This window comes from Cupriavidus sp. 86D6 (assembly GCF_057815095.1).
The window spans coordinates 674,267-694,063 of the sequence record NZ_JBYPSB010000002.1 but is presented as its reverse complement, the minus strand read 5'-3'; the positions used below and the strand labels follow the sequence as shown (position 1 = coordinate 694,063).

Genomic DNA, 19,797 nt, shown 5'->3' with positions numbered 1-19,797 from the left:
CGTATCCCGCCTGACGCCACCAACCGCCCAAGATGCTGCGCAGCCTGTCCATCCGCGATTTCGTCATCGTCGACACGCTCGACCTCGACTTTTCGGCCGGATTCACCGTATTTACCGGCGAAACCGGCGCCGGCAAGTCGATCCTGATCGATGCGCTGGCCCTGGTGCTGGGCGAACGCGCCGATGCCGGCGTGGTCCGTGAAGGCGCGGCGCGCGCCAGTATCAGCGCCACGTTCCTGACCCATCCCGCGCTGGATGCCTGGCTGGCCGAGCGCGAACTGGCCGGCGACGACGACACCGTGCTGCTGCGCCGCACCGTCGATGCCTCGGGCCGCGGCAAGGCGTTCATCAACGGCGCCGCCGCCACGCTGGCGCAGCTGCGCGAGGTGGGCGACCAGCTCGTGGACATCCACGGCCAGCACGCGCACCAGCAACTGCTGCGCCCGGACGCCCAGCGGCACCTGTTCGACGCCCACGCCGGGCTGACCGAGCAGGCCGGCGCGGTGGCCGAGGCCTGGCGCGCCTGGCGTGCCGCGCGCGCGCAGCGCGAAGCCGTGGAACACCAGTCGCGCGAGATGCAGCTCGAACGCGAGCGGCTCGAATGGCAGGTGGGCGAGCTCGACAAGCTCGCGCCGCAAGCCGGCGAGTGGGAAGAGATCCAGGCCGAGTACAACCGCCTGTCGCATGCGGCCGGCCTGATCGACGGCAGCCGCGCGGCGCTCGACGCGCTGTCCGAATCCGATGGCGCCGTGGCGTCGGTGCTCAACGGCGTGGTGCACCGGCTGCAGCAGCTTGCCGATGTCGATGCGGGCCTGCGCGACGTGCTGGCCGCCCTGGAACCGGCGCTGGTGCAGGTCGAGGAGGCCGCCCATTCGCTGACCCGCTACGTGGACCGGCTCGAACTCGACCCCGAGCGGCTGCAGGCCGTGGAAGAACGGATGCAGGCGCTGCACACCACGGCACGCAAGTACCGCCTGCCGCCGGAGCAGTTGCCCGACGAACTGCTGGCCCGCAAGCAGCAACTCGACGACCTGCAGGCCGCCCAGGACATCAACAAGGTGCTGGCGCGCGAAGCCGCCGCCCGCGCCGCCTACCTGACGCTGGCGCAGCATCTGTCGGCCGCCCGCAAGGTGGCCGCCGCCGCCCTGTCGGCCGCCGTCACGGATGCCATGCAGGGGCTGTCGATGGCCGGCGGCACATTCGCCGTGGCCCTGCACCCGCTCGAAGAAGGCCAGAGCCACGGGCTGGAACAGGTGGAATTCCTGGTCGCCGGCCACGCGGGCGTCACAGCGCGGCCGCTGGCACGCGTGGCATCGGGCGGCGAACTGGCCCGTATCAGCCTGGCGATCTCGGTGATCACCAGCGAGGCCGCGCCCACCCCGACCCTGATCTTCGACGAGGTCGACACCGGCATCGGCGGTGCCGTGGCCGAGGTGGTGGGCCGTCGCCTGCAGGAACTGGGCCGTTCGCGCCAGGTGCTGTGCGTGACGCATCTGCCGCAGGTGGCCGCGCAGGCCGGCGCCCATCTGCTGGTCAGCAAGGAAAGCAAGACCGACAAGGCCGGCGCGGTCACGCGTTCGCGCATCCGCCTGCTGGATGCCGAAGGCCGCGTCAGCGAGACCGCGCGCATGCTGGGCGGCGCCACGGTCACGGCCACGACGATGCAACACGCCGAAGAGATGCTGGCGCAGGGTGCCCGCGCCGCGGCGCAGGCGGCCAATGCGCCGCGCGAAGGCGGCGGCAGGAAGCCGCGCCGCGCGGCGGGCTGAGCCCCATCGCCCGTGCAAACCGGCCCCCACGCAAACCAGGACAGGAGTTTCAAACCGATGACCCATGGCAAGCTGCCATCCACCCGCCGCACCACGGTTGGCCCGGTGGTTGTACCGACCGCCGGCCGGTTCGCCCGTCACCTGGGTGCCTCCGTACTGGTGGCGCTGGGCCTGACCGCGCTGACCGCCGTGTCGGGCTGCGCTTCGGAATCGAAGTCGTTCGCGCCGCCGCGCGGCAGCATTACTGACGACCGTGCCATCGGCGACATCCTGGTCAAGTTTGCACCGCCGGAGGTCACGGCATCGGAGGATGCCGGCAAGCTGCTGGCCGAGGTGCAGGGTCCGGTGCGCTACGTCGTCAAGCGGCCGATGTCGGGCGGCGTCTGGCTGGTGACGGCGATCACGGCATCGGCCGATGTCACGCTGGATCAGGCCGTGGCCACGCTGCAGGCGGCGCCGCGCGTGGCATCGGCCACGCCCGACCGGATGCTGCGCCCGCATCGCGGCAAGCCGGTCAGCCGCGACATGCCCAACCCGTAAGCCCAAAGCCCAAGGCACCCGGCGCGCAACGCCAACCATACTGATTTATCAGCAGTTCTGTCAGCAGTCCGCATCAAACGTTCTCCACGGGAGTGCAGATGTCGTACGCAACGCTGAAATTCCGCAAAGGTTCGATCGCGCCGATCTTGCTGGCGATGGCGGCCGGCGCCCTGCTCGGCCTGCCGGGGGTCTCCCGGGCCGACGCCATGCCGGCGGCATCGGCGTCAGCATCAGCATCGGCTGCCGCGCCCGCCCCGGCCGCCTTGGCCCGCATCGGACGACCGGCGCCACGCTACACCGGCAACTACATCGTCCGCTGGCGCGACGTCGGCCAGACCATCGACACCAGCGCCGACACCACGCGCATGCGCCGCGTGGAATCCAATACCGGCCTGGCGCTGTCGGTCAGGCGGCCGATGGCCAACGCCATGCAGCTACTGACGGTCAAGGACAGCCGCGGCGACGATCCGGAAACCGTGGCCAGGCGGCTGCGCCAGGACCCGCGCGTGGCCGATGCCGTGCCCGACCGCTGGCTGCAACTGCACGACACCGTACCGAACGACACCGATTTCGCGACCCAGTCGCTCTATATGGGATCGCCCGTAGTGACGCCCGGCGCGGCCAACCTGTCGCGCGCCTGGGACCGTTCGCGGGGCAGCGCCAGCGTGGTGATCGCCGTGGTGGACACCGGCTATCTCGATCACCCCGACCTGGCGGGCCGGCTGGTTGCCGGTTATGACTTCATCAGTGCCACCTCGGTATCGGTCGATGGCGACGGACGCGACACCGACGCGCATGACCCCGGCGACTACGTGCCGTCCGGCAGCACCTGCCCCGACGGCTCCGGCGCCACGGACAGCAGCTGGCATGGCACGCGCGTGGCCAGCGTGCTGGGCGCGGCGACCAATAACGCCAGCGGTATCGCGGGGGTCGACTGGAATGCGCGCATCCAGCCGGTGCGGGTGTCGGGGCGCTGCGGCGCCCTGCTGTCCGATACGGTCGATGGCATGCGGTGGGCGGGCGGCCTGACCGTGCCCGGGGTGCCGAACAACCCCACGCCGGCCAAGGTGGTCAACGTCAGCCTGGGCGGCGGCACCTGTTCGAGCATCGAGCAGCAGGCCGTGAACGACCTGAACGCCGCAGGGGTGATCGTGGTGGCCGCCGCCGGCAATTCGGCCGGCGCGGTCGAGGCGCCGGCCGACTGCGCGGGCGTGATCGCCGTGACGGCACACGCCAACGATGGCGAAAACGCCAGCTTTGCCAACGTGGGCCCGCAAGTGACCATCAGCGCGCCCGGAGGCGGCTGCGGCAACTCCAAGGTCATCGTTTCCAACAACGTGGCGACAGGCTGCACGGGGGGCCAGTCGTTCATCCGCACGCTGTCCAACGCGGGCACGGCCGGGCCGACCACCTACAACATCATCAGCTCGCAGGGCACCAGTTTCTCGGCGCCAATGGTGTCGGGCGTGGTGGCGCTGATGCTGGCGGTCAACCCGGCGCTGACGCCCGCCCAGGTCACCGCGGTGCTGAAGAACACCGCACGCGCCCATCCGGCGGGGACGTACTGCACGCGCAGCGGCAACACCGGCAAGTGCGGCGCGGGCCTGCTCGATGCCGACGCCGCGCTGGCGGCGGCACCGAATCCGCCGTCCACCGGGTCCACATCGACCAGCACGGCCGCCGATAGCGGGGGTGGCGGTGGCGGTGGCGGTGCGTTCTCGCCGTGGAGTGCGGCGGTGCTGCTGGGGATCGGGCTGGTTGGCTTCGGCACGCGGCGGCGGGCGCTCCAGTAGACACAATCGCGACGCCAGCGCCGGCCCTCTCCCCCGCCCCTCTCCCGCGCGCGGGAGAGGGGAGAACACCCGAGGCATGCCCTGCGCCACCGGCTTGCTCCTGCGGGAGAGGGGAGAACACCCGAGGCATGCCCAGCGCCACCGATTTACTCCCCTCTCCCGCAAGGCGGGAGAGGGGCCGGGGGAGAGGGCAGGCCTGCCAATCAGCGCCGCCGCTGGCCCCAAGAGGGCCCGCCAATCAGCGCCGCCGCCCCCACCACTCCTGCAACAGCCAGCACGCCAGGCCGGCCACCGCGCCGGCCGCGTGCGCGCCGCGTACTACGCCGAAGCCCCACGATGGATCGAACACGATGGCCGCCAGCCATGACTGTTCGATCCAGACCTTGCCCAGCACGATCACGCACGTCACCACGCCGATCCCGCGCGACCACCCGGGGGCCTGCAGCAGCCGCAGTGCCGTCCAGAGCGCCAGGCCGTGCGTGGCGCCGGACAGTCCGCCGTACCAGCCCACCTCGGGCATGCGCAGCAGCGCCACCTGCACCGCCACGCCGCAGATCAGCAATACCGCCAGCATCTCGCGGACACGGGCCACGCGGCCGGCAAGCAGCAGCAGGCCCGCCGTGGCGGCCACGTCGGACAGATAGTGGCGCCAGTCCAGATGCGCCCACATCGCCGTCAGCACGCGCCACCATTGGCCGTCCAGACGCACGGCGTCACGCACATAGAGCCCGTGCGCGTGCCACCACGGCACAAAGGTGAACAGCCCGGACACGGCCGCCACGCCGGCCACGGTGGCCAGCATGGCCGGCCATCCGGGCAGGCGCGGTTGCTGAGTGGGCGATGGCCCCAATGGCGGCGGCGCGGCCGGCGACCGCTGCACGGCGCTCATCTGCGCCTCAGCGTTCGCCGAACACCGATTGCCAGAGCGCGCGCACCGACGCGGTCTGCCCGGCCACGCTGTCGGGCGCCACACGCGCCTGGTCCTGGCCGTCGAGCCGCAGCTTGTGCTGGCGCGCCCGGAACAGCCGGTAGGCATCGCCCACGGCCAGCGCCAGCCCGGCGTCGATCAGGTTCAGCACGCCGGCCATGCGCAGCAGCGCGATATTGCCCGCGTTGCGCGTCAGTTCCGGATGCGCGCCGCTGTGCAGCAGCACCAGGTATTGCACCGTGAATTCGATATCGACCATGCCGCCGCGATCGTGCTTGAGGTCGAACAGCGCGGTCGGGTTGGGATGGCCCTCGGCCACCTTCGCGCGCATCTGCACGATTTCCTCGCGCAGCGCCACGGCATCGCGCGGCTGGCGCAGGATCTCGTCGCGCAGGTCCTCGAACCGGTTGCCGATGTCGCGGTCGCCGGCGCAGAAGCGGGCCCGCGTCAGCGCCTGGTGCTCCCAGACCCATGCGGTATTGTCGCCCTCGCGCAGCTGGTAGCGCCGGAACGCGTCGAAGCTCGTCACCAGCAGCCCCGCCGCCCCGTTCGGCCGCAGCCGCGTGTCCACATCGAACAGCATGCCCGCCGCCGTATGGCTGGTCAGCCAGGTGATCAGCCGGCGCGCGTACGCGGCGTAGACGTCGGGCGCGCGTTCATGGTCGTCGTCGTACAGGAAAATCAGGTCCAGGTCCGACGCGTAGCCCAGTTCCTTGCCGCCCAGCCGGCCGTAGGCGATGACCGCGAAACGCGGCGACTCGCAATGGCGCGTGGCCAGCTGGCGCCACACCACCTGCATGGTGACCTCCAGCATGGCATCAGCCAGGTCCGACAGGCGGTCGGCCACCTGCTCCACTGTCAGCAGCCCCTGCAGGTCCTGCAGCAGGATGCGGAAGGTCTCGGCATGGTGCTCGCGGCGCAGGATGTCCATCTGCGTTTCGACCTGCCCGTCGGACGCCTGCAGCCGCTCCGACAGCCGCTGGCGGAAACCGGCCCAGTCCGGCGCGCTGGCCAGCGCATCGCTGTCCAGCAGTTCGTCGAGCAGCTGCGGATGCCGGGTCAGGTAGGTGGCCGCCCAGCGCGACGCGTGCAGCGTCTGTGCCACGCGATCCATCGCCTGCGGGTATTCGGACAGCAGCGACAGGTAAGAGGCCCGGCGGCTGATCGCATCGAGGAAGTCCAGGAAGCGCGCGATGGTGGCGTCGGCATCGTCCTGCTTGACCGCCAGGTCCAGCGCACGGTTGACCAGCAGATCGAAGCGGCCGCGGCTGGTTTCCGACAGCGCGCGATAGCGCATCGACGTGCCGATGGCCCGCAGACGGTCGTAAAGCCCGGTGCAGTCGCTGAAGCCCGCCGCCTGCAGCGCCTGGCACGGCGACGACTGCGGATCGGTCTCGTCGTCATCGTCGCCCGGGTTCGACTGCGTGGCGCGCGACGCCATTTCCTCGCGCACCAGCGCCGGCCACAGCGGCTCGTTCTGCGCCGTCTCGCCGTCGGCGAACGGATCGGCAAAGGTGGCTTCGAACTGCTGCGCCACCTGGTCCATCAGCGTGTTCATCTGCGCGACCAACGCGTCCCAGCCTGCGCAGCCCATCATCAGCGCCACGGCCTGGCGTTCGTCGTCGGACGTGGGCAGGTGATGCGTCTGGGCGTCGTCGCGGTACTGGAGCCGGTGCTCCAGCTGGCGCAGGAAGCGGTAGGCATCGGCCAGCTGCTCGGCCTGGCCAGCCGGCAGCAGGTTGCGCGCCACGGCCACGTCCAGCACTTCAAGGGTGGGTCGCACGCGCAGCGCGGGGTCTTGGCCGCCACGGATCAGCTGGAACACCTGGGCCATGAATTCGATCTCGCGGATACCGCCCCGGCCGAGCTTGATGTTGAACGATCGCTGGTTCACGCCATGGCCCGCCAGTCCGCCGCTGCGCTTGGCCGCTTCCGAACGGATCTGGGCGTGCAGCGAGCGGATGGCGGCGATCACGCCGTAGTCCAGGTAGCGGCGGAACACGAACGGCGTGGTCATGCGGCCCAGCAGCGCGGCGGCGCGCGCGGCATGCGGGGTATCGACGGTCGACACCACGCGGCCCTTGATCCATGCATAGCGTTCCCACTCGCGGCCCTGCACCACCAGGTACTCCTCGAGCATGCCGAAGCTGCAGACCAGCGGGCCGGCGTCGCCGTTCGGGCGCAGGCGCATGTCCACGCGGAACACGTAGCCGTCGCCGGTGACTTCCGACAGCAGCGTGATCAGCCGCCGGCCCAGCCGGATGAAGTATTCGTGGTTCGACAGGCTGCGCGACCCGCCGCGCGTGTCGCCATCCTCGTCGTAGAGAAAGATCAGGTCGATGTCGGACGACACGTTGAGCTCGCGCCCGCCCAGCTTGCCCATGCCGACCACCACCAGTTCCTGCACCTCGCCGCTCTGGTCGCCGGTGGGCTGGCCGAAGGTGGCCGCCAAGTCGTCGCCAAGCACGCGCAGGCCATACTGGATCGACAGTTCGGCCAGGTCGGTCATGGCGCCGGTGATCTCGGCCAGCGTGGCCAGCCCGCGCAGGTCCCGCTCGATCACCACGCACATGACTTCGGCGCGCAGGCGCCGCAGCGCCTGGCCCGCGGCGGCCTCGGCATCGGCCGATGGCGCGTGCAGGGCCTGCAGGCGGGCTTCCATCCATTCGCGCGTGATCGGGCCGGCCACGGCCTGCGCCACCACGCCAGGCAGCCCCGCGCGCGCGGCCAGCACGCGCCGCGCGTAATGCGAGTACGCCGCCGAGTACAATACGTGACCCTCGCAATCGGCGGGGGTCAGTCCCTGCGCCGTCATCGTGGCAAAGGCCCCCTGGGCCATGTTGCCGATCGGTCCGGCGGCGCCCGGCGATGCCAGGATCGAAGTGGTTCCGGCGCCATCCAGGGGGTGCTGCGGGCCAGTCGATGCCGGGGCGGTGCCCGCGGCGGAACTCGTCGGATCAGGGACAGTCATTCCAGTTACTTTGCTTTATCGGGCAGGCGCCGTAGAGACCGCGGTGGCGCTTGCGCGCACCACTTTGGAGAGCGGCTAGTATTGTCGGATAATCTGCGCATGTCCAGCCGCCCCACCGCCCCGGACGACGGTTCCGCATCCCCCCGCGCGGGCAGTGACGGTACCGCCGCGGTCGCCGCTCCCCCCGCTTCGCAACACGCCGCGCCCGGCCGTGGCCGGCGCGTGCTGGCGCGCGTGCGCAAGGGACCGGGCCTGGTCTGGCAAGGGCTGCGCGCGCTGGCGCGGCACCCGGCCTGGGGCCGGCTCTGGCGCATGCTGGTGCGTATCGTGGCCGTGCTGGCCGCGCTGGCCATCGTCGCCGTCCTGCTGATCCGTTTCGTGCTCTGGCCGCAGGCCCACACCGCGCGCCAGTGGCTGGAGCAGCAGGGGTCCGCCGCGCTGACCGCCAATCTCACCATCGGCCAGCTCGATACCTACTGGGATGGCTGGCATCCGGCGTTCCGCGCCAGCAACGTGCAGGCGGTGGACCGCGACCGCCGCATGCTGCTGTCGGCCGGCACGCTCGAAGGCAAGCTGTCCTGGCAATCGGTGCCCGCACTGACCTTGCAGTTCGCCAGCCTGACGGCAGACCGCACCGACGTGCTGATCCGTCGTACCGACAAGGGCGCGCTGCTGGTGGCCGGGGTGCCGATCGAGGCCACCAGATCGTCCAGCGAGGACGATCCGTTCCTGAACTGGCTGCTGTCGCAGGGCCGTATCGAGCTGAAAAGCGGCAAGCTGCGCTGGCTCGACGAAAAGGCGAAGCTGCCGCAGCTCGATGTGGCCGACATCCACTTCACGTCCGAACGCCACGGCGTGCAGCACGCGGTACGCCTGGAGGCACGGAGCGCATCGCTGGCGCCGCAGCCGCTGGTCTTCCAGGCCAGCCTGCGGCACGACTACCTGCATGGCGCCGGCAACTGGCGGCATTGGGCCGGCCAGGCCAGCTGGGCCTTCAACCAGTTGCAGCTGCCCGTGGTGCAGCGATACCTGGCGGTCTTCGACAATGTCAACAGCGGCGTCTTCAGCACCGACGGCACCGTGGAAATCCGCGGCGGCCATGTGCTGCGCAGCCAGCTGCGGCTGCGCGCGACGGGCGTGGACCTGCTGCTGACGGGCGCCACCGAGCCGCTCAAGCTGACCAACGCGCAGGCGCTGCTGCTGCACAAGGGCGATCGCACGGGCAACAACTCGCTGACCATCGACACGCTGCTCTGGCAGGGCGAACCGCAGGCCGGGCCGCCTTCCGCCACCGATGCGTCGTGGCGCGACGGCATGCGCAAGGTCACCATCGACTGGGCCCGCGACAACGCCGGCCAGTTGCGCAAGTTCGCGCTGCGCGCCCCGACCTTCGACCTGAACACGGTGCGCGCGCTGGCCACGTCGATGCCGATCGATACGGCCATGCTGCGCCAGTTGCGCGCGCTGCAGCCGGCCGGCCATATCGACAACCTCGACGTCACCTGGTCGCGCGAGCGGGCGGGCCTGCTGTCGCGCGGGCCCGGCGCGCCGCACTACACGGTGCAGGGCACGCTGCGCAGCGTATCGGTCAACAGCCAGCCGGCGGTGCCGGCCGTGGGCCCGGACGGCAAACCCCACACCGGCACGCCCGGCTTCAGCCGCCTGTCCGGCAATTTCAGCTTCGACGACCGCCAGGGCACGGCGCGCGTGGACAGCACCGGCGCCACGCTGAGCTTCCCCGGCGTATTCGACGACCCGCTCGTGCCGTTCGACGAACTGCGCGGCGAAGTGCGCTGGCGCCATGACACCGACAACAAGCTCGTGGTGACCACCGAAGGCATCCGATTTGCCAACGCCGACACCGCCGGCACGGTGCGCGGCAGCTGGCGCGCGGGCGGCGACGGCCATAGCGGCATTGCCGACCTGTCCGGCGAGCTGGATCGCGCACTGGCCAACCGTGTGCCGCGCTACCTGCCGTCAACCATGCCCGCCACGCGCCACTACCTGGAAGGCGCGCTGGTCGGCGGCGAGGCCTACGACGTGAAGTTCCTGGTCAAGGGCGACCTGTACCACTTTCCGTTCCACCCGCCGTTCGCCAAGGCCGGCGACTTCCGCGTGGAAGTGCCGGTACGCAACGTGAGCTACCAGATCGCCCCGCATGAGACGGGCCCGAACGTCGGCGGCACCGCCGGCGGCAACGGCGCGGGCGCCAACGCCGCCGCCGGCATGGCCTGGCCCGATTTCACCGACATCTCCGGTGACCTGCTGTTCGAGCGCAGCACGATGTCGTTCCAGGTCAAACAGGCCGGCGTACGCGGCATTCCGGGGATCGTGCTGCGCGACGTCGGCGGCAGGATCGACGACCTGAGCGACCACGGCCACCTGGCGGTCGACGGCGGCGCCACCGGCCCGGTGCAGGGCTTCCTGCGCTATGTGGCCACCACGCCGGTCAGGGGCTGGACCGCCAGCGTGACCGATAACGCGCGCGCGCCGGGCCACGGCGAACTGAAACTGAAGCTCGACCTGCCGCTGAACCATGCCGCAGGATCGAAGGTCAACGGCGAATTCCGCTTCCCCGGCAACGACGTGACGCTGTTCCCGGAGCTGCCCACGCTGTTCGGCGCCACCGGCGCGGTCGCCTTCGACGAGCACGGCTTCCAGCTGCACAATGTGCGCGGCCGCTTCCTGGGGGGCGAAACCCGCCTGACCGGCGGCACCCAGCCGGACGGCACCACCCACGTGGCCATTGGTGGCACGGCCACGGCACAGGGCCTGCGCGATGTCCTGGGCGCCGGCGCCGCGGCGCTGGGCAAGCGCATCGAGGGCAGCACGTCCTACAGCGCCGTGGTAGGCGTGCGCGACAAGCGCCTGCAGGTGCAGATGGCCTCCGATCTCAACGGGCTCGCGCTCGACCTGCCGCCCCCCCTGGCCAAGCTGGCGGGACAGGACCTGCCACTGCGCTTCGACCTGCGCCCCTCGGCCACCCGCGCCGGGCTGGACGACATGACGATCCAGTTCGGCAACAATGCCGCCGCGCGCTACGTGCTGCGCCGGGGCGACACGACCGAAGTGATCGCGGGCGGCATCGGCGTCGGCCAGCCTGCCCCACTGCCGGCCAGCGGCGTGACCGTGGCGATCAACACCGACCGGCTCGACGTGGACGCCTGGCGTTCCGTGCTCGCCCCGGCGTCGAACGACCGCCAGCCGGCCGGCGACGTGGACCGTTCGTCACCGTTCCTGCCCGAGCGCGTCAATGTGCGCACCAAATCGCTCGATGCCTTCGGCCGCGTGCTGAACGACGTGACGATCGACGCCAACCGCGAAGGCGGCGGCTGGGTCCTGCAGATGGCATCGCGCCAGATCACCGGCAACGGCCAGTGGCGGCGCGACAGCACCAATCCGGCCGGGTCGCTGACCGTGCGGCTGTCGCACCTGGACATCCCCGACGCCACCGACGACGGCCACATGACCGAGGCCATCACGCGCAGCGTCGAGGAAATGCCCGCGCTGGACCTGTCGGTCGAGCGGTTCGTGCTGCATGGCCGCGACTTCGGCAAGCTGGAGGTCAAGGCCCATACCAGCCATACCGACAACCAGCCGGTCTGGACACTGGACAGCCTGAGCATCGAGCAGCCGGGCGCCACGCTGACCGGCAGCGGCAGCTGGCGCCTGCCGCGCCGCCTGCGCGAGGCGGCGGCACAAGGCAATGTCTCGCCCACCGAAGGCCGCCGCACGCTGCTCAACTTCAAGCTCGACGTCCGCAACGCCGGCGACGTGCTGGACCGCTTCGGCCTGCCCCACACGGTGCGCGACGGCAAAGGGTCGCTGGAAGGCCGCATCGCGTGGCGCGGGTCGCCGATGTCGATCGACTACCCGACCCTGTCTGGCCGGCTGAACCTGAGCCTGGAAAACGGCCAGATCCTCAGCGTGGAACCGGGCGCGGCGCGGCTGCTGGGCGTGCTGAGCCTGCAGAGCCTGCTGCGCTTTGCCACACTCGACTTCCGCTCGCTGGCCAGCAAGGGGCTGGTGTTCGACGACATCACCGGATCGGGCACCATCGAGAACGGCGTGGGCAAGATCGACGAATTCCGCTTCAAGGGCAGCCAGGTGATGGCCTCGATGACCGGCACGGCGGACCTGCTTCATGAAACGCAGGACCTGCAGGTGGCCGTGGTGCCGCGCATCAACGCCACCACCACATCGGTGGCGGCCGCGTTCATCAACCCGGTGCTCGGCATCGGCACGCTGGCGGCCCAGTTGCTGTTCGCGGACGAGGTCTCGAAGGTCTTCACGCAGCACTATCATGTGAGCGGATCGTGGGCCGACCCCAAGGTCACCAAAGTGGAGGACAATAAGTCGCGCCAGGCGCCGGTTCAGGACCGTTCGGGCATCTTTACCCGCTGAAGCCGCGCGATCCGGTCCTCTGCCTGCCCCCACGACCCCTCCCCGCCCCCACCCGATACAGGAAGCCACGATGACCGCAGCCCATCCGTTCCGCGTCGCCGCCATCCAGACCGTGACGGGCACGTCGCTCGACGACAACCTTGCCCGCGCCGACGCGTTGATCGCGGAAGCCGCCCATGGCGGTGCCGGCCTGGTATTGCTGCCCGAATACTTCTGCATGATGGGCCGGCATGAATCGGACAAGGTAGCCATCCGCGAGCGCGACGGCGACGGCCCGGTGCAGCGATTCCTGGCCGATGCCGCGCGCCGGCACCGGATCTGGCTGGTGGGCGGCACGCTGCCGATGTGGTGCGCAGACGACAATCGCGTCTACAACGCGTCGCTGGCCTTCGACCCGCACGGGGCACGCGTGGCCCGCTATGACAAGATCCACCTGTTCGGCTTTACCAGGGGCGACGAGAATTTCGACGAATCGCGCACGATCCTGGCCGGCAAGACGCCCGTGGCGTTCGATGCGCCCTGTGGCCGCGTGGCGATGTCGATCTGCTACGACCTGCGCTTTCCCGAGCTGTATCGCGGCCTGGCAAAGGGCGGCGAAGGCGTCAGCTTGATCCTGATGCCGGCTGCCTTCACCTACACCACCGGGCAAGCCCACTGGGAAATCCTGCTGCGCGCCCGCGCCATCGAAAATCAATGTTATGTGCTGGCTGCTGCACAAGGCGGCAAGCATGAAAACGGCCGCCGCACCTGGGGGCATTCGATGCTGGTGGACCCGTGGGGCGAACTGATGGCCGTGCTGCCCGAAGGCGAAGGGGTGGTGTCGGGCGTGGTCGATCCGGCCCGGCTGGCCGAAGTGCGTCAGAACCTGCCGGCGCTGCGCCATCGCGTACTGTAGGATTCAGGGCATTACTGTTTGCATTTCCCCGTGGCCCGGGTCGCCATGGGGTTCAAGACAAGGACAATCATGAACGCCGGAGATCTCGGAATTCGCAACCTGGCCACCGCGCAACAGCTGCTGCTGGCACCGTACGGCCTTGACGAGGCCACGCTCCAGCGCGTGCTGGCCGACATCTTCACGCACAAGGTGGACTACGCCGACCTGTACTTCCAGCACACCCGCAACGAGGCGTGGAGCCTGGAGGAAGGCATCGTCAAGTCGGGCAGCTTCAGCATCGACCAGGGCGTGGGCGTGCGCGCCGTATCGGGCGACAAGACCGCCTTTGCCTATTCGGACGACATCAGCCTGGCTGCGCTGTCGCAGGCCGCCGCGGCCACGCGCACGATCGGCCGCGCCGGCAGCGGCCGCGTCAAGGTGGCCGGCAGCATGGCGTCGCATACGGGCCGCAACCTCTACGCGCCCAACGACCCGCTCGATTCGATGACGGCCACCGAAAAGGTGGCGCTGCTGGAAAAGATCGAGAAGCTGGCCCGCGCCAAGGACCCGCGCGTAGTACAGGTCATGGCCGGCCTGGCCGGTGAATACGACGTGGTGCTGGTGGCGCGCAGCGACGGCGTGATCGCCGCCGACGTGCGCCCGCTGGTGCGCGTGTCGGTCACGGTCATTGCCGAACAGAACGGCCGCCGCGAGATCGGTTCGTCCGGTGGTGGCGGCCGCTACGCGTATGGCTACTTCACCGACGACCTGCTGCGCAAGTACGTGGACGAGGCCGTGGCGTCCGCGCTGGTCAACCTGGAGGCGCGTCCCGCCCCGGCCGGCGCAATGACCGTGGTGCTGGGCCCGGGCTGGCCCGGCGTGCTGCTGCACGAAGCCGTGGGCCATGGCCTGGAAGGCGACTTCAACCGCAAGGGCTCGTCGGCCTTCGCCGGCCGGATGGGCGAGCGCGTGGCCGCCAAGGGCGTGACCGTGGTGGATGACGGCACGATCGAGAACCGCCGCGGATCGCTGAACCTGGACGACGAGGGCAACCCGACGCAGTGCACCACGCTGATCGAGGACGGCATCCTGACCGGCTTTATCCAGGACACGCTCAACGCGCGCCTGATGAAGATGCCGGTCACCGGCAACGCCCGCCGCGAAAGCTACGCCGCGCTGCCGATGCCGCGCATGACCAACACCTACATGCTGAACGGCGACCGCGACCCGCAGGAAATCATCGCCAGCGTCAAGCGTGGCCTGTATGCCGTGAACTTCGGCGGCGGCCAGGTGGACATCACCAACGGCAAGTTCGTATTCTCGGCCAGCGAGGCCTACATGATCGAGGACGGCAAGATCACGTACCCGGTCAAGGGCGCAACGCTGGTCGGCAACGGCCCCGAATCGCTGAAGGACGTGACGATGATCGGCAACGACATGCGCCTGGATTCGGGTGTGGGCGTCTGCGGCAAGGAAGGCCAGAGCGTGCCGGTCGGCGTGGGCCAGCCCACGCTGCGCATCGAGAACATGACGGTGGGCGGCACGGCCTGACTGCCCGGACAGCCTGACCTTGAGACAGCGGCCGCATCAGCGGCCGTTTTCTTTTTCCGGCGCGATATCAGGGCCTGACCTCGTACACGAGGTTGAACGGCGTCTGCGCCGCGCGCCGGAAGCCGTGGAAGCCGCCCTGCTCCGCCACGCCGCGCAGGCGCGCCTCGCCCGCCTGCGCGCCCAGGCACATCGCCCCTTCCTGCGAACGCGACCCCGGCGTGCAGATGAACGTCGACGCCGAATAGAACACGCGCCCCACGGGGTTCAGGTTGTCCTGCAGGTTGTCGTTGGCAAACGGCTCGACAATCATCCAGCAGCCGTCTGGCTTCAGGGCGTCCCGGATATGGCGCGCGGCGCCCACCGGATCGCCCATGTCGTGCAGGCAGTCGAATACCGTCACCAGATCGTAGCCGGCGCCCGGAAATTCCTTGGCCGACGCCACCTCGAAGGTCACGCGGTCGCCCACGCCGGCGCGGCGCGCGGCTTCGGCGGCATGGCGGATCGACGGCTCGTGGTAGTCGAACCCGCGAAATGTGGCCAGCGGGAAGGCCTGCGCCATGATGATCGTCGAAGCGCCATGGCCACAGCCGACATCGGCCACGGCAGCCCCGGCCGCCAGCCTGGCTTCCATGCCCGACAGCGACGGTATCCACTCGCTGACCAGATGCGCGGCATAGCCGGGCCGGAAGAACCGCTCCGTGCCATGGAACAGGGCAGGATCGTGCTCGTGCCAGCCGAGGCCACGGCCATTTCGGAAAATGTCGATCATCTTCGGGATGGCACGAAATTGCGCTACGGCAATCTGGAACGCCCCTGGAATGAAGGCCGGACTGCCCTCCTGCGCCAGCGCGAACGCCTGCTCTTCGGTCAGCGAGAACATGTCGGTGGCCGCGTCGTATTCGACATAGCCGCTGGCGGCTTGCGCCGACAGCCATTCGCGCAGGTAGCGCGGGTCGGTGCGCGTTTTTTCGGCCAGCATGGCCGCCGTCATCGGCTTTTCCGCCATGGCCTTGTACAGGCCCAGCTCGTCGCCCACCACCACCGTCGCCGCGTGCATCACGGCGCCAAGATCCTGGACGAACCGCTCCATGAAGGCGTTCAGCTTTGTTTCATCGACAGACATGATCGGCACCTCCCCTGCTCCACTTTTCTTGTTCGGTGCGCGCGGCAGCACGCAATACCAATATAGGCAGCAGGGATACTCTGCATTTGCTTAAATCTGTTGCACCTGCCGCTTGCCAGCGCCGTGGAAACGCGCTATAAAGATGCTTCGTTGTCGCGCGGGCGGCGGCTGCATCCGGCAGTTTTCGGGATTGCGGCGCAATAAAATGCCCAGCACTCTCGCGCCGCAGCATAAATTTCACGCATCAGCGTAAAACCGACACAAGCTCGCTACAGCCGATCCGATTTCCGCCATGTCCGCCAAGTTTTACTTTTACTTCTTTTGGCATCTCACACCGCTGGCGGATAGAGAGGGACAGCTGTAGGCAGCCCTGAATACAAAGAAACCGCCAGCGAACCTGGCGGTTTTTTTATGCCCGCCGGTCGCCACGCAGAACCCCAACCAGACCCACGACCTCACAAGACCCGGAGCCATCATGCTGAAGAACACCGACGACCTGCGTATTCGAGAACTCAAGGAACTGCTGCCGCCCGCGCACCTGATCCGCGAGTTCGCCTGCTCCGAGGCGGCGTCCGACGTGATCTATGGCGCCCGCCAGGCCATGCACCGGATCCTGCATGGCATGGATGACCGCCTGATCGTCATCATCGGACCGTGCTCGATCCATGACACGCGCGCGGCCCTGGAATACGCCAAGCTGCTCAAGGTGCAGCGCGACCGCTTCGCGGGCGAGCTGGAGGTCGTCATGCGCGTCTATTTCGAAAAGCCGCGTACCACGGTGGGCTGGAAGGGGCTGATCAACGATCCGCACATGGACGGCAGCTTCAAGATCAACGACGGCCTGCGCACCGCACGCGAAGTGCTGCTGAACATCAGCGAAATGGGCGTGCCGACCGGCACCGAGTACCTGGACATGATCAGCCCGCAATATATTGCCGACCTGGTCAGCTGGGGCGCCATCGGTGCGCGCACCACGGAATCGCAGGTGCACCGCGAGCTGGCGTCGGGGCTGTCGTGCCCGGTCGGCTTCAAGAACGGCACCGACGGCAACGTGAAGATCGCCGTCGATGCGATCAAGGCCGCCTCGCAGCCGCACCATTTCCTGTCGGTGACCAAGGGCGGCCACTCGGCCATCGTGTCGACGTCTGGCAACGAGGACTGCCACATCATCCTGCGCGGCGGCAAGACGCCGAACTACGACGCCGCCAGCGTGGCGGAAGCCTGCGACGCCATCTCGAAGGCCGGCCTGGCCGCGCGCCTGATGATCGATGCCTCGCACGCCAACAGCAGCAAGAAGCATGAAAACCAGTTGCCGGTCTGCGAGGACATCGGCCGCCAGGTGGCTGGCGGCGACCAGCGCATCATTGGCGTCATGGTGGAATCGCACCTGGTGGCCGGCCGCCAGGACCACGTCCAGGGCACGCCGGTGGAGAACCTGACCTATGGCCAGTCGGTCACCGACGCCTGCATCGGCTGGGACGATTCGCTGTCGATCCTGGAAACGCTGTCCAATGCGGTGAAGCAGCGCCGCCTGGCCACGGGCAGCGGCAACTGACTGGCTGTCATGCGACAAGCGGCAACGCCGACCTTCCGGTCGGCGTTGTTTTTTGGACGCGCCGCAACAAAAAACCGCCCCGGAGGGCGGCTTTCGATGGGTGCGACGGCAACCAGGCAACGTGCGGGCGCTTACTTCTTCAGGACCAGGTCGCCCTTCAGCGAACCGATATAGGCGGCGATATCCCGTAGCTCGGCGCGCGTGAACGGACGCGGCTTGCCGTCCTTGCCGGTCACGGCCGGGTTGCTGTTCACCTGACCGGCCATGATGGCATTGGTGCGGCCCACCAGCGGGTTGCCGCTGACCTGGTAGGACGCCAGCGCGTGATAGAGGTAGTCCGGATGCTGGCCAGCCAGCTTCGGATAGTCGGGCGAGATCGGCGCGTTCAGGTCCTTGCCGTGGCAGGCCACGCAGCCGCCCTTTTCCACGAGCGCCTTGCCGGCCGCGATATCGGCCGCCGAGGCGGACATGGCAGAAACGCCAAGCGCGACGGCACCCAGCACGAACGAAACAGCTTTCAGCATCTTCATGATCAGGGCCCTTTTACTTGAGCGGATTGTTCTGCGTGTCGCCCTTCTGCTGCGAGTAGTACGCAGCCACGGCGGCGATGTCCTGGTCGGACAGGCTGTCGGCAATCCCCCGCATGGTCGGATGCTTGCGATCACCCTTCTTGTAGCCGTGCAGCGCGTTCTCGATGTACTTGGCGCTCTGGCCGCCAAGCATGGGCACCTGATAGACCTCGGGGAACGACGCACGATAACCCGGAATGCCATGGCAGCCGATGCACATGGCCACTTTGTCGCGGGCGGTGTCGACATTGCCCTTGTCCTGGGCATGCGCTGCCGTTGCGGCCGCGCCCAACACTACCATCGTGAGGAGCTTTTTCATTTTCGTAGCTGATTGGGAAGTGTTAAACCGCGTGTGACCTGCCCCTGATTGGGGCGCCAGACGGCGTGCTACGAATGGGGATGGGGAGCGGATTGCCGGAGATCTGCCACGGGCGAAGCCGGTCAGACAAAGGCGCAGCCGGGGCGATATGCTGATGTGCCGCGGTGCTCTAACACCATTCTGCAACCATCTCGCGCTGTTGCCGCCTCCCGGTGATCTGCCATGTCTCTGGTGACAGAACTGCCGGGCGTGAGGAGGATATTGACTGGGGGGCGCGTCAAACCGGCGCATTGTACCGCAGCGTGCACGCGCCAGTCCACGGCGTGCGCCTTGGGGTGAGCCCCACTGAACGCGAATGTCGATCTGCTCTTATACTGGCCCATTCCGGCCGAATCTGGGGTTGTTGCCGCCCGTTGTTGCACGATTTCGGCCCAGCCGGTTGTTGTTTCCCATTGTCATTCGACCGGCCTGCCTGGCAGGCCGGCAGCGATACACCCAGGTTGCCTCATGTCCACCTCCGCCAACGCCAATCCGTCCCAGCAGGTCAAGTTCGAAGGTAGCGCCCAGTATGTGGCCACCGACGACCTGAAGCTGGCCGTCAACGCCGCGCGCACGCTGCAGCGCCCGCTGCTGATCAAGGGCGAGCCCGGCACCGGCAAGACCATGCTGGCCGAGGAAGTGGCCGCCGCGCTGGGCATGCCGCTGCTGCAGTGGCACATCAAGTCGACCACCAAGGCCCAGCAGGGCCTGTACGAATACGATGCGGTGTCGCGCCTGCGCGACTCCCAGCTTGGCGACGACCGCGTCCACGACATCAAGAACTACATCGTCAAGGGCGTGCTCTGGCAGGCCTTCGAAGCCGAGCAGCCCGTGGTGCTGCTGATCGACGAGATCGACAAGGCCGATATCGAGTTCCCGAACGACCTGCTGCGCGAACTGGACCGCATGGAGTTCTACGTCTACGAGACGCGCGAACTGATCAAGGCACGCCATCGCCCGCTGGTCATCATCACGTCGAACAACGAAAAGGAACTGCCCGACGCGTTCCTGCGCCGCTGCTTCTTCCACTACATCAAGTTCCCCGACGCCGAAACGATGCAGCAGATCGTTGACGTCCACTACCCCGGCATCAAGCGCGAGCTGGTGGCCGCGGCGCTGGAGGCGTTCTATGAGATGCGCAACCTGCCGGGCCTGAAGAAGAAGCCCAGCACGTCGGAACTGATCGACTGGCTCAAGCTGCTGATGGCCGAGGACATCCCCGCCGAGGCATTGCGCAGCCCCGACCGCAAGGCCTCCATTCCGCCGTTGCATGGCGCTTTGCTTAAAAACGAGCAGGACGTGCACCTGTTCGAGCGCCTGGTGTTCATGAACCGCGCCAACCGCTGACCGACATAGGCGAAT

General features: G+C 68.5%; 13 protein-coding genes. 8 read left to right on the top strand and 5 right to left on the bottom strand.

All coding sequences use genetic code 11. The features are described 5' to 3' along the window. The first annotated feature begins 32 nt into the window (after window positions 1-32). The 3 genes from recN to mprA all read left to right on the top strand — a co-directional run bounded on the left by recN (window position 33) and on the right by mprA (window position 4,102). Window positions 33-1,769, top strand: coding sequence for a DNA repair protein RecN (gene recN / locus AC3G88_RS08265; RefSeq protein ID WP_488771273.1), 1,737 nt, complete (start codon window positions 33-35; stop codon window positions 1,767-1,769). A gap of 57 nt (window positions 1,770-1,826) precedes the next feature. Next, window positions 1,827-2,309, top strand: a complete 483-nt coding sequence (locus tag AC3G88_RS08260; RefSeq protein ID WP_254775842.1) for a hypothetical protein — start codon at window positions 1,827-1,829, stop codon at window positions 2,307-2,309. Between the two features lie 206 nt (window positions 2,310-2,515). Next, window positions 2,516-4,102 (top strand): MprA protease, GlyGly-CTERM protein-sorting domain-containing form, encoded by a 1,587-nt coding sequence (gene mprA, locus AC3G88_RS08255; RefSeq protein WP_488771371.1) that lies wholly within the window; start codon window positions 2,516-2,518, stop codon window positions 4,100-4,102. A gap of 238 nt (window positions 4,103-4,340) precedes the next feature. Here the strand turns inward: mprA and rrtA are convergent, their stop codons facing one another. Together rrtA and glnE are read right to left on the bottom strand one after the other, a co-directional pair. Next, a complete protein-coding gene (gene rrtA, locus AC3G88_RS08250) occupies window positions 4,341-4,904 on the bottom strand; it encodes a rhombosortase (protein ID WP_488771370.1) in 564 nt (187 codons plus the stop codon). A gap of 94 nt (window positions 4,905-4,998) precedes the next feature. Continuing rightward, on the bottom strand, window positions 4,999-7,869 hold the full coding sequence (glnE, locus tag AC3G88_RS08245) for a bifunctional [glutamate--ammonia ligase]-adenylyl-L-tyrosine phosphorylase/[glutamate--ammonia-ligase] adenylyltransferase (RefSeq protein WP_488771369.1): 2,871 nt from the start codon (window positions 7,867-7,869) through the stop codon (window positions 4,999-5,001). A 231-nt stretch (window positions 7,870-8,100) separates the two neighbouring features. Here glnE and AC3G88_RS08240 point away from each other — a divergent pair, with 231 nt between their 5' ends. The 3 genes from AC3G88_RS08240 to tldD all read left to right on the top strand — a co-directional run bounded on the left by AC3G88_RS08240 (window position 8,101) and on the right by tldD (window position 14,830). Further along, window positions 8,101-12,405, top strand: coding sequence for a YhdP family protein (locus AC3G88_RS08240; RefSeq protein ID WP_488771272.1), 4,305 nt, complete (start codon window positions 8,101-8,103; stop codon window positions 12,403-12,405). Window positions 12,406-12,475: 70 nt separating this feature from the next. Then, window positions 12,476-13,300 carry a carbon-nitrogen hydrolase family protein gene (locus AC3G88_RS08235; protein WP_488771271.1) on the top strand — a complete coding sequence of 275 codons (825 nt, stop codon included), beginning with the start codon at window positions 12,476-12,478 and terminating at the stop codon, window positions 13,298-13,300. 69 nt (window positions 13,301-13,369) lie between these two features. After that, complete coding sequence (gene tldD / locus AC3G88_RS08230; RefSeq protein WP_153947635.1) at window positions 13,370-14,830, top strand: metalloprotease TldD; 1,461 nt, start codon at window positions 13,370-13,372, stop codon at window positions 14,828-14,830. A 67-nt stretch (window positions 14,831-14,897) separates the two neighbouring features. Here the strand turns inward: tldD and AC3G88_RS08225 are convergent, their stop codons facing one another. Next, the gene (locus tag AC3G88_RS08225) at window positions 14,898-15,953 is read right to left on the bottom strand and encodes a class I SAM-dependent methyltransferase (protein WP_488771269.1); all 1,056 of its coding nucleotides are present in this window, start codon (window positions 15,951-15,953) and stop codon (window positions 14,898-14,900) included. Window positions 15,954-16,428: 475 nt separating this feature from the next. Between AC3G88_RS08225 and aroG the strand changes: the two genes are divergently transcribed. Beyond that, a complete protein-coding gene (aroG, locus tag AC3G88_RS08220) occupies window positions 16,429-17,508 on the top strand; it encodes a 3-deoxy-7-phosphoheptulonate synthase AroG (protein ID WP_153947633.1) in 1,080 nt (359 codons plus the stop codon). Between the two features lie 131 nt (window positions 17,509-17,639). Here the strand turns inward: aroG and AC3G88_RS08215 are convergent, their stop codons facing one another. Both AC3G88_RS08215 and AC3G88_RS08210 read right to left on the bottom strand, forming a co-directional pair. After that, window positions 17,640-18,038: a c-type cytochrome gene (locus AC3G88_RS08215; RefSeq protein ID WP_488771267.1), complete on the bottom strand. Its 399-nt coding sequence runs from the start codon at window positions 18,036-18,038 to the stop codon at window positions 17,640-17,642. 13 nt (window positions 18,039-18,051) lie between these two features. Then, the gene (locus AC3G88_RS08210; protein ID WP_066738862.1) at window positions 18,052-18,396 is read right to left on the bottom strand and encodes a c-type cytochrome; all 345 of its coding nucleotides are present in this window, start codon (window positions 18,394-18,396) and stop codon (window positions 18,052-18,054) included. A gap of 507 nt (window positions 18,397-18,903) precedes the next feature. On the opposite strand from AC3G88_RS08210, the gene AC3G88_RS08205 reads away from it, so the two are divergent. Further along, window positions 18,904-19,782: an AAA family ATPase gene (locus AC3G88_RS08205; RefSeq protein WP_488771266.1), complete on the top strand. Its 879-nt coding sequence runs from the start codon at window positions 18,904-18,906 to the stop codon at window positions 19,780-19,782. Window positions 19,783-19,797 lie beyond the last annotated feature (15 nt).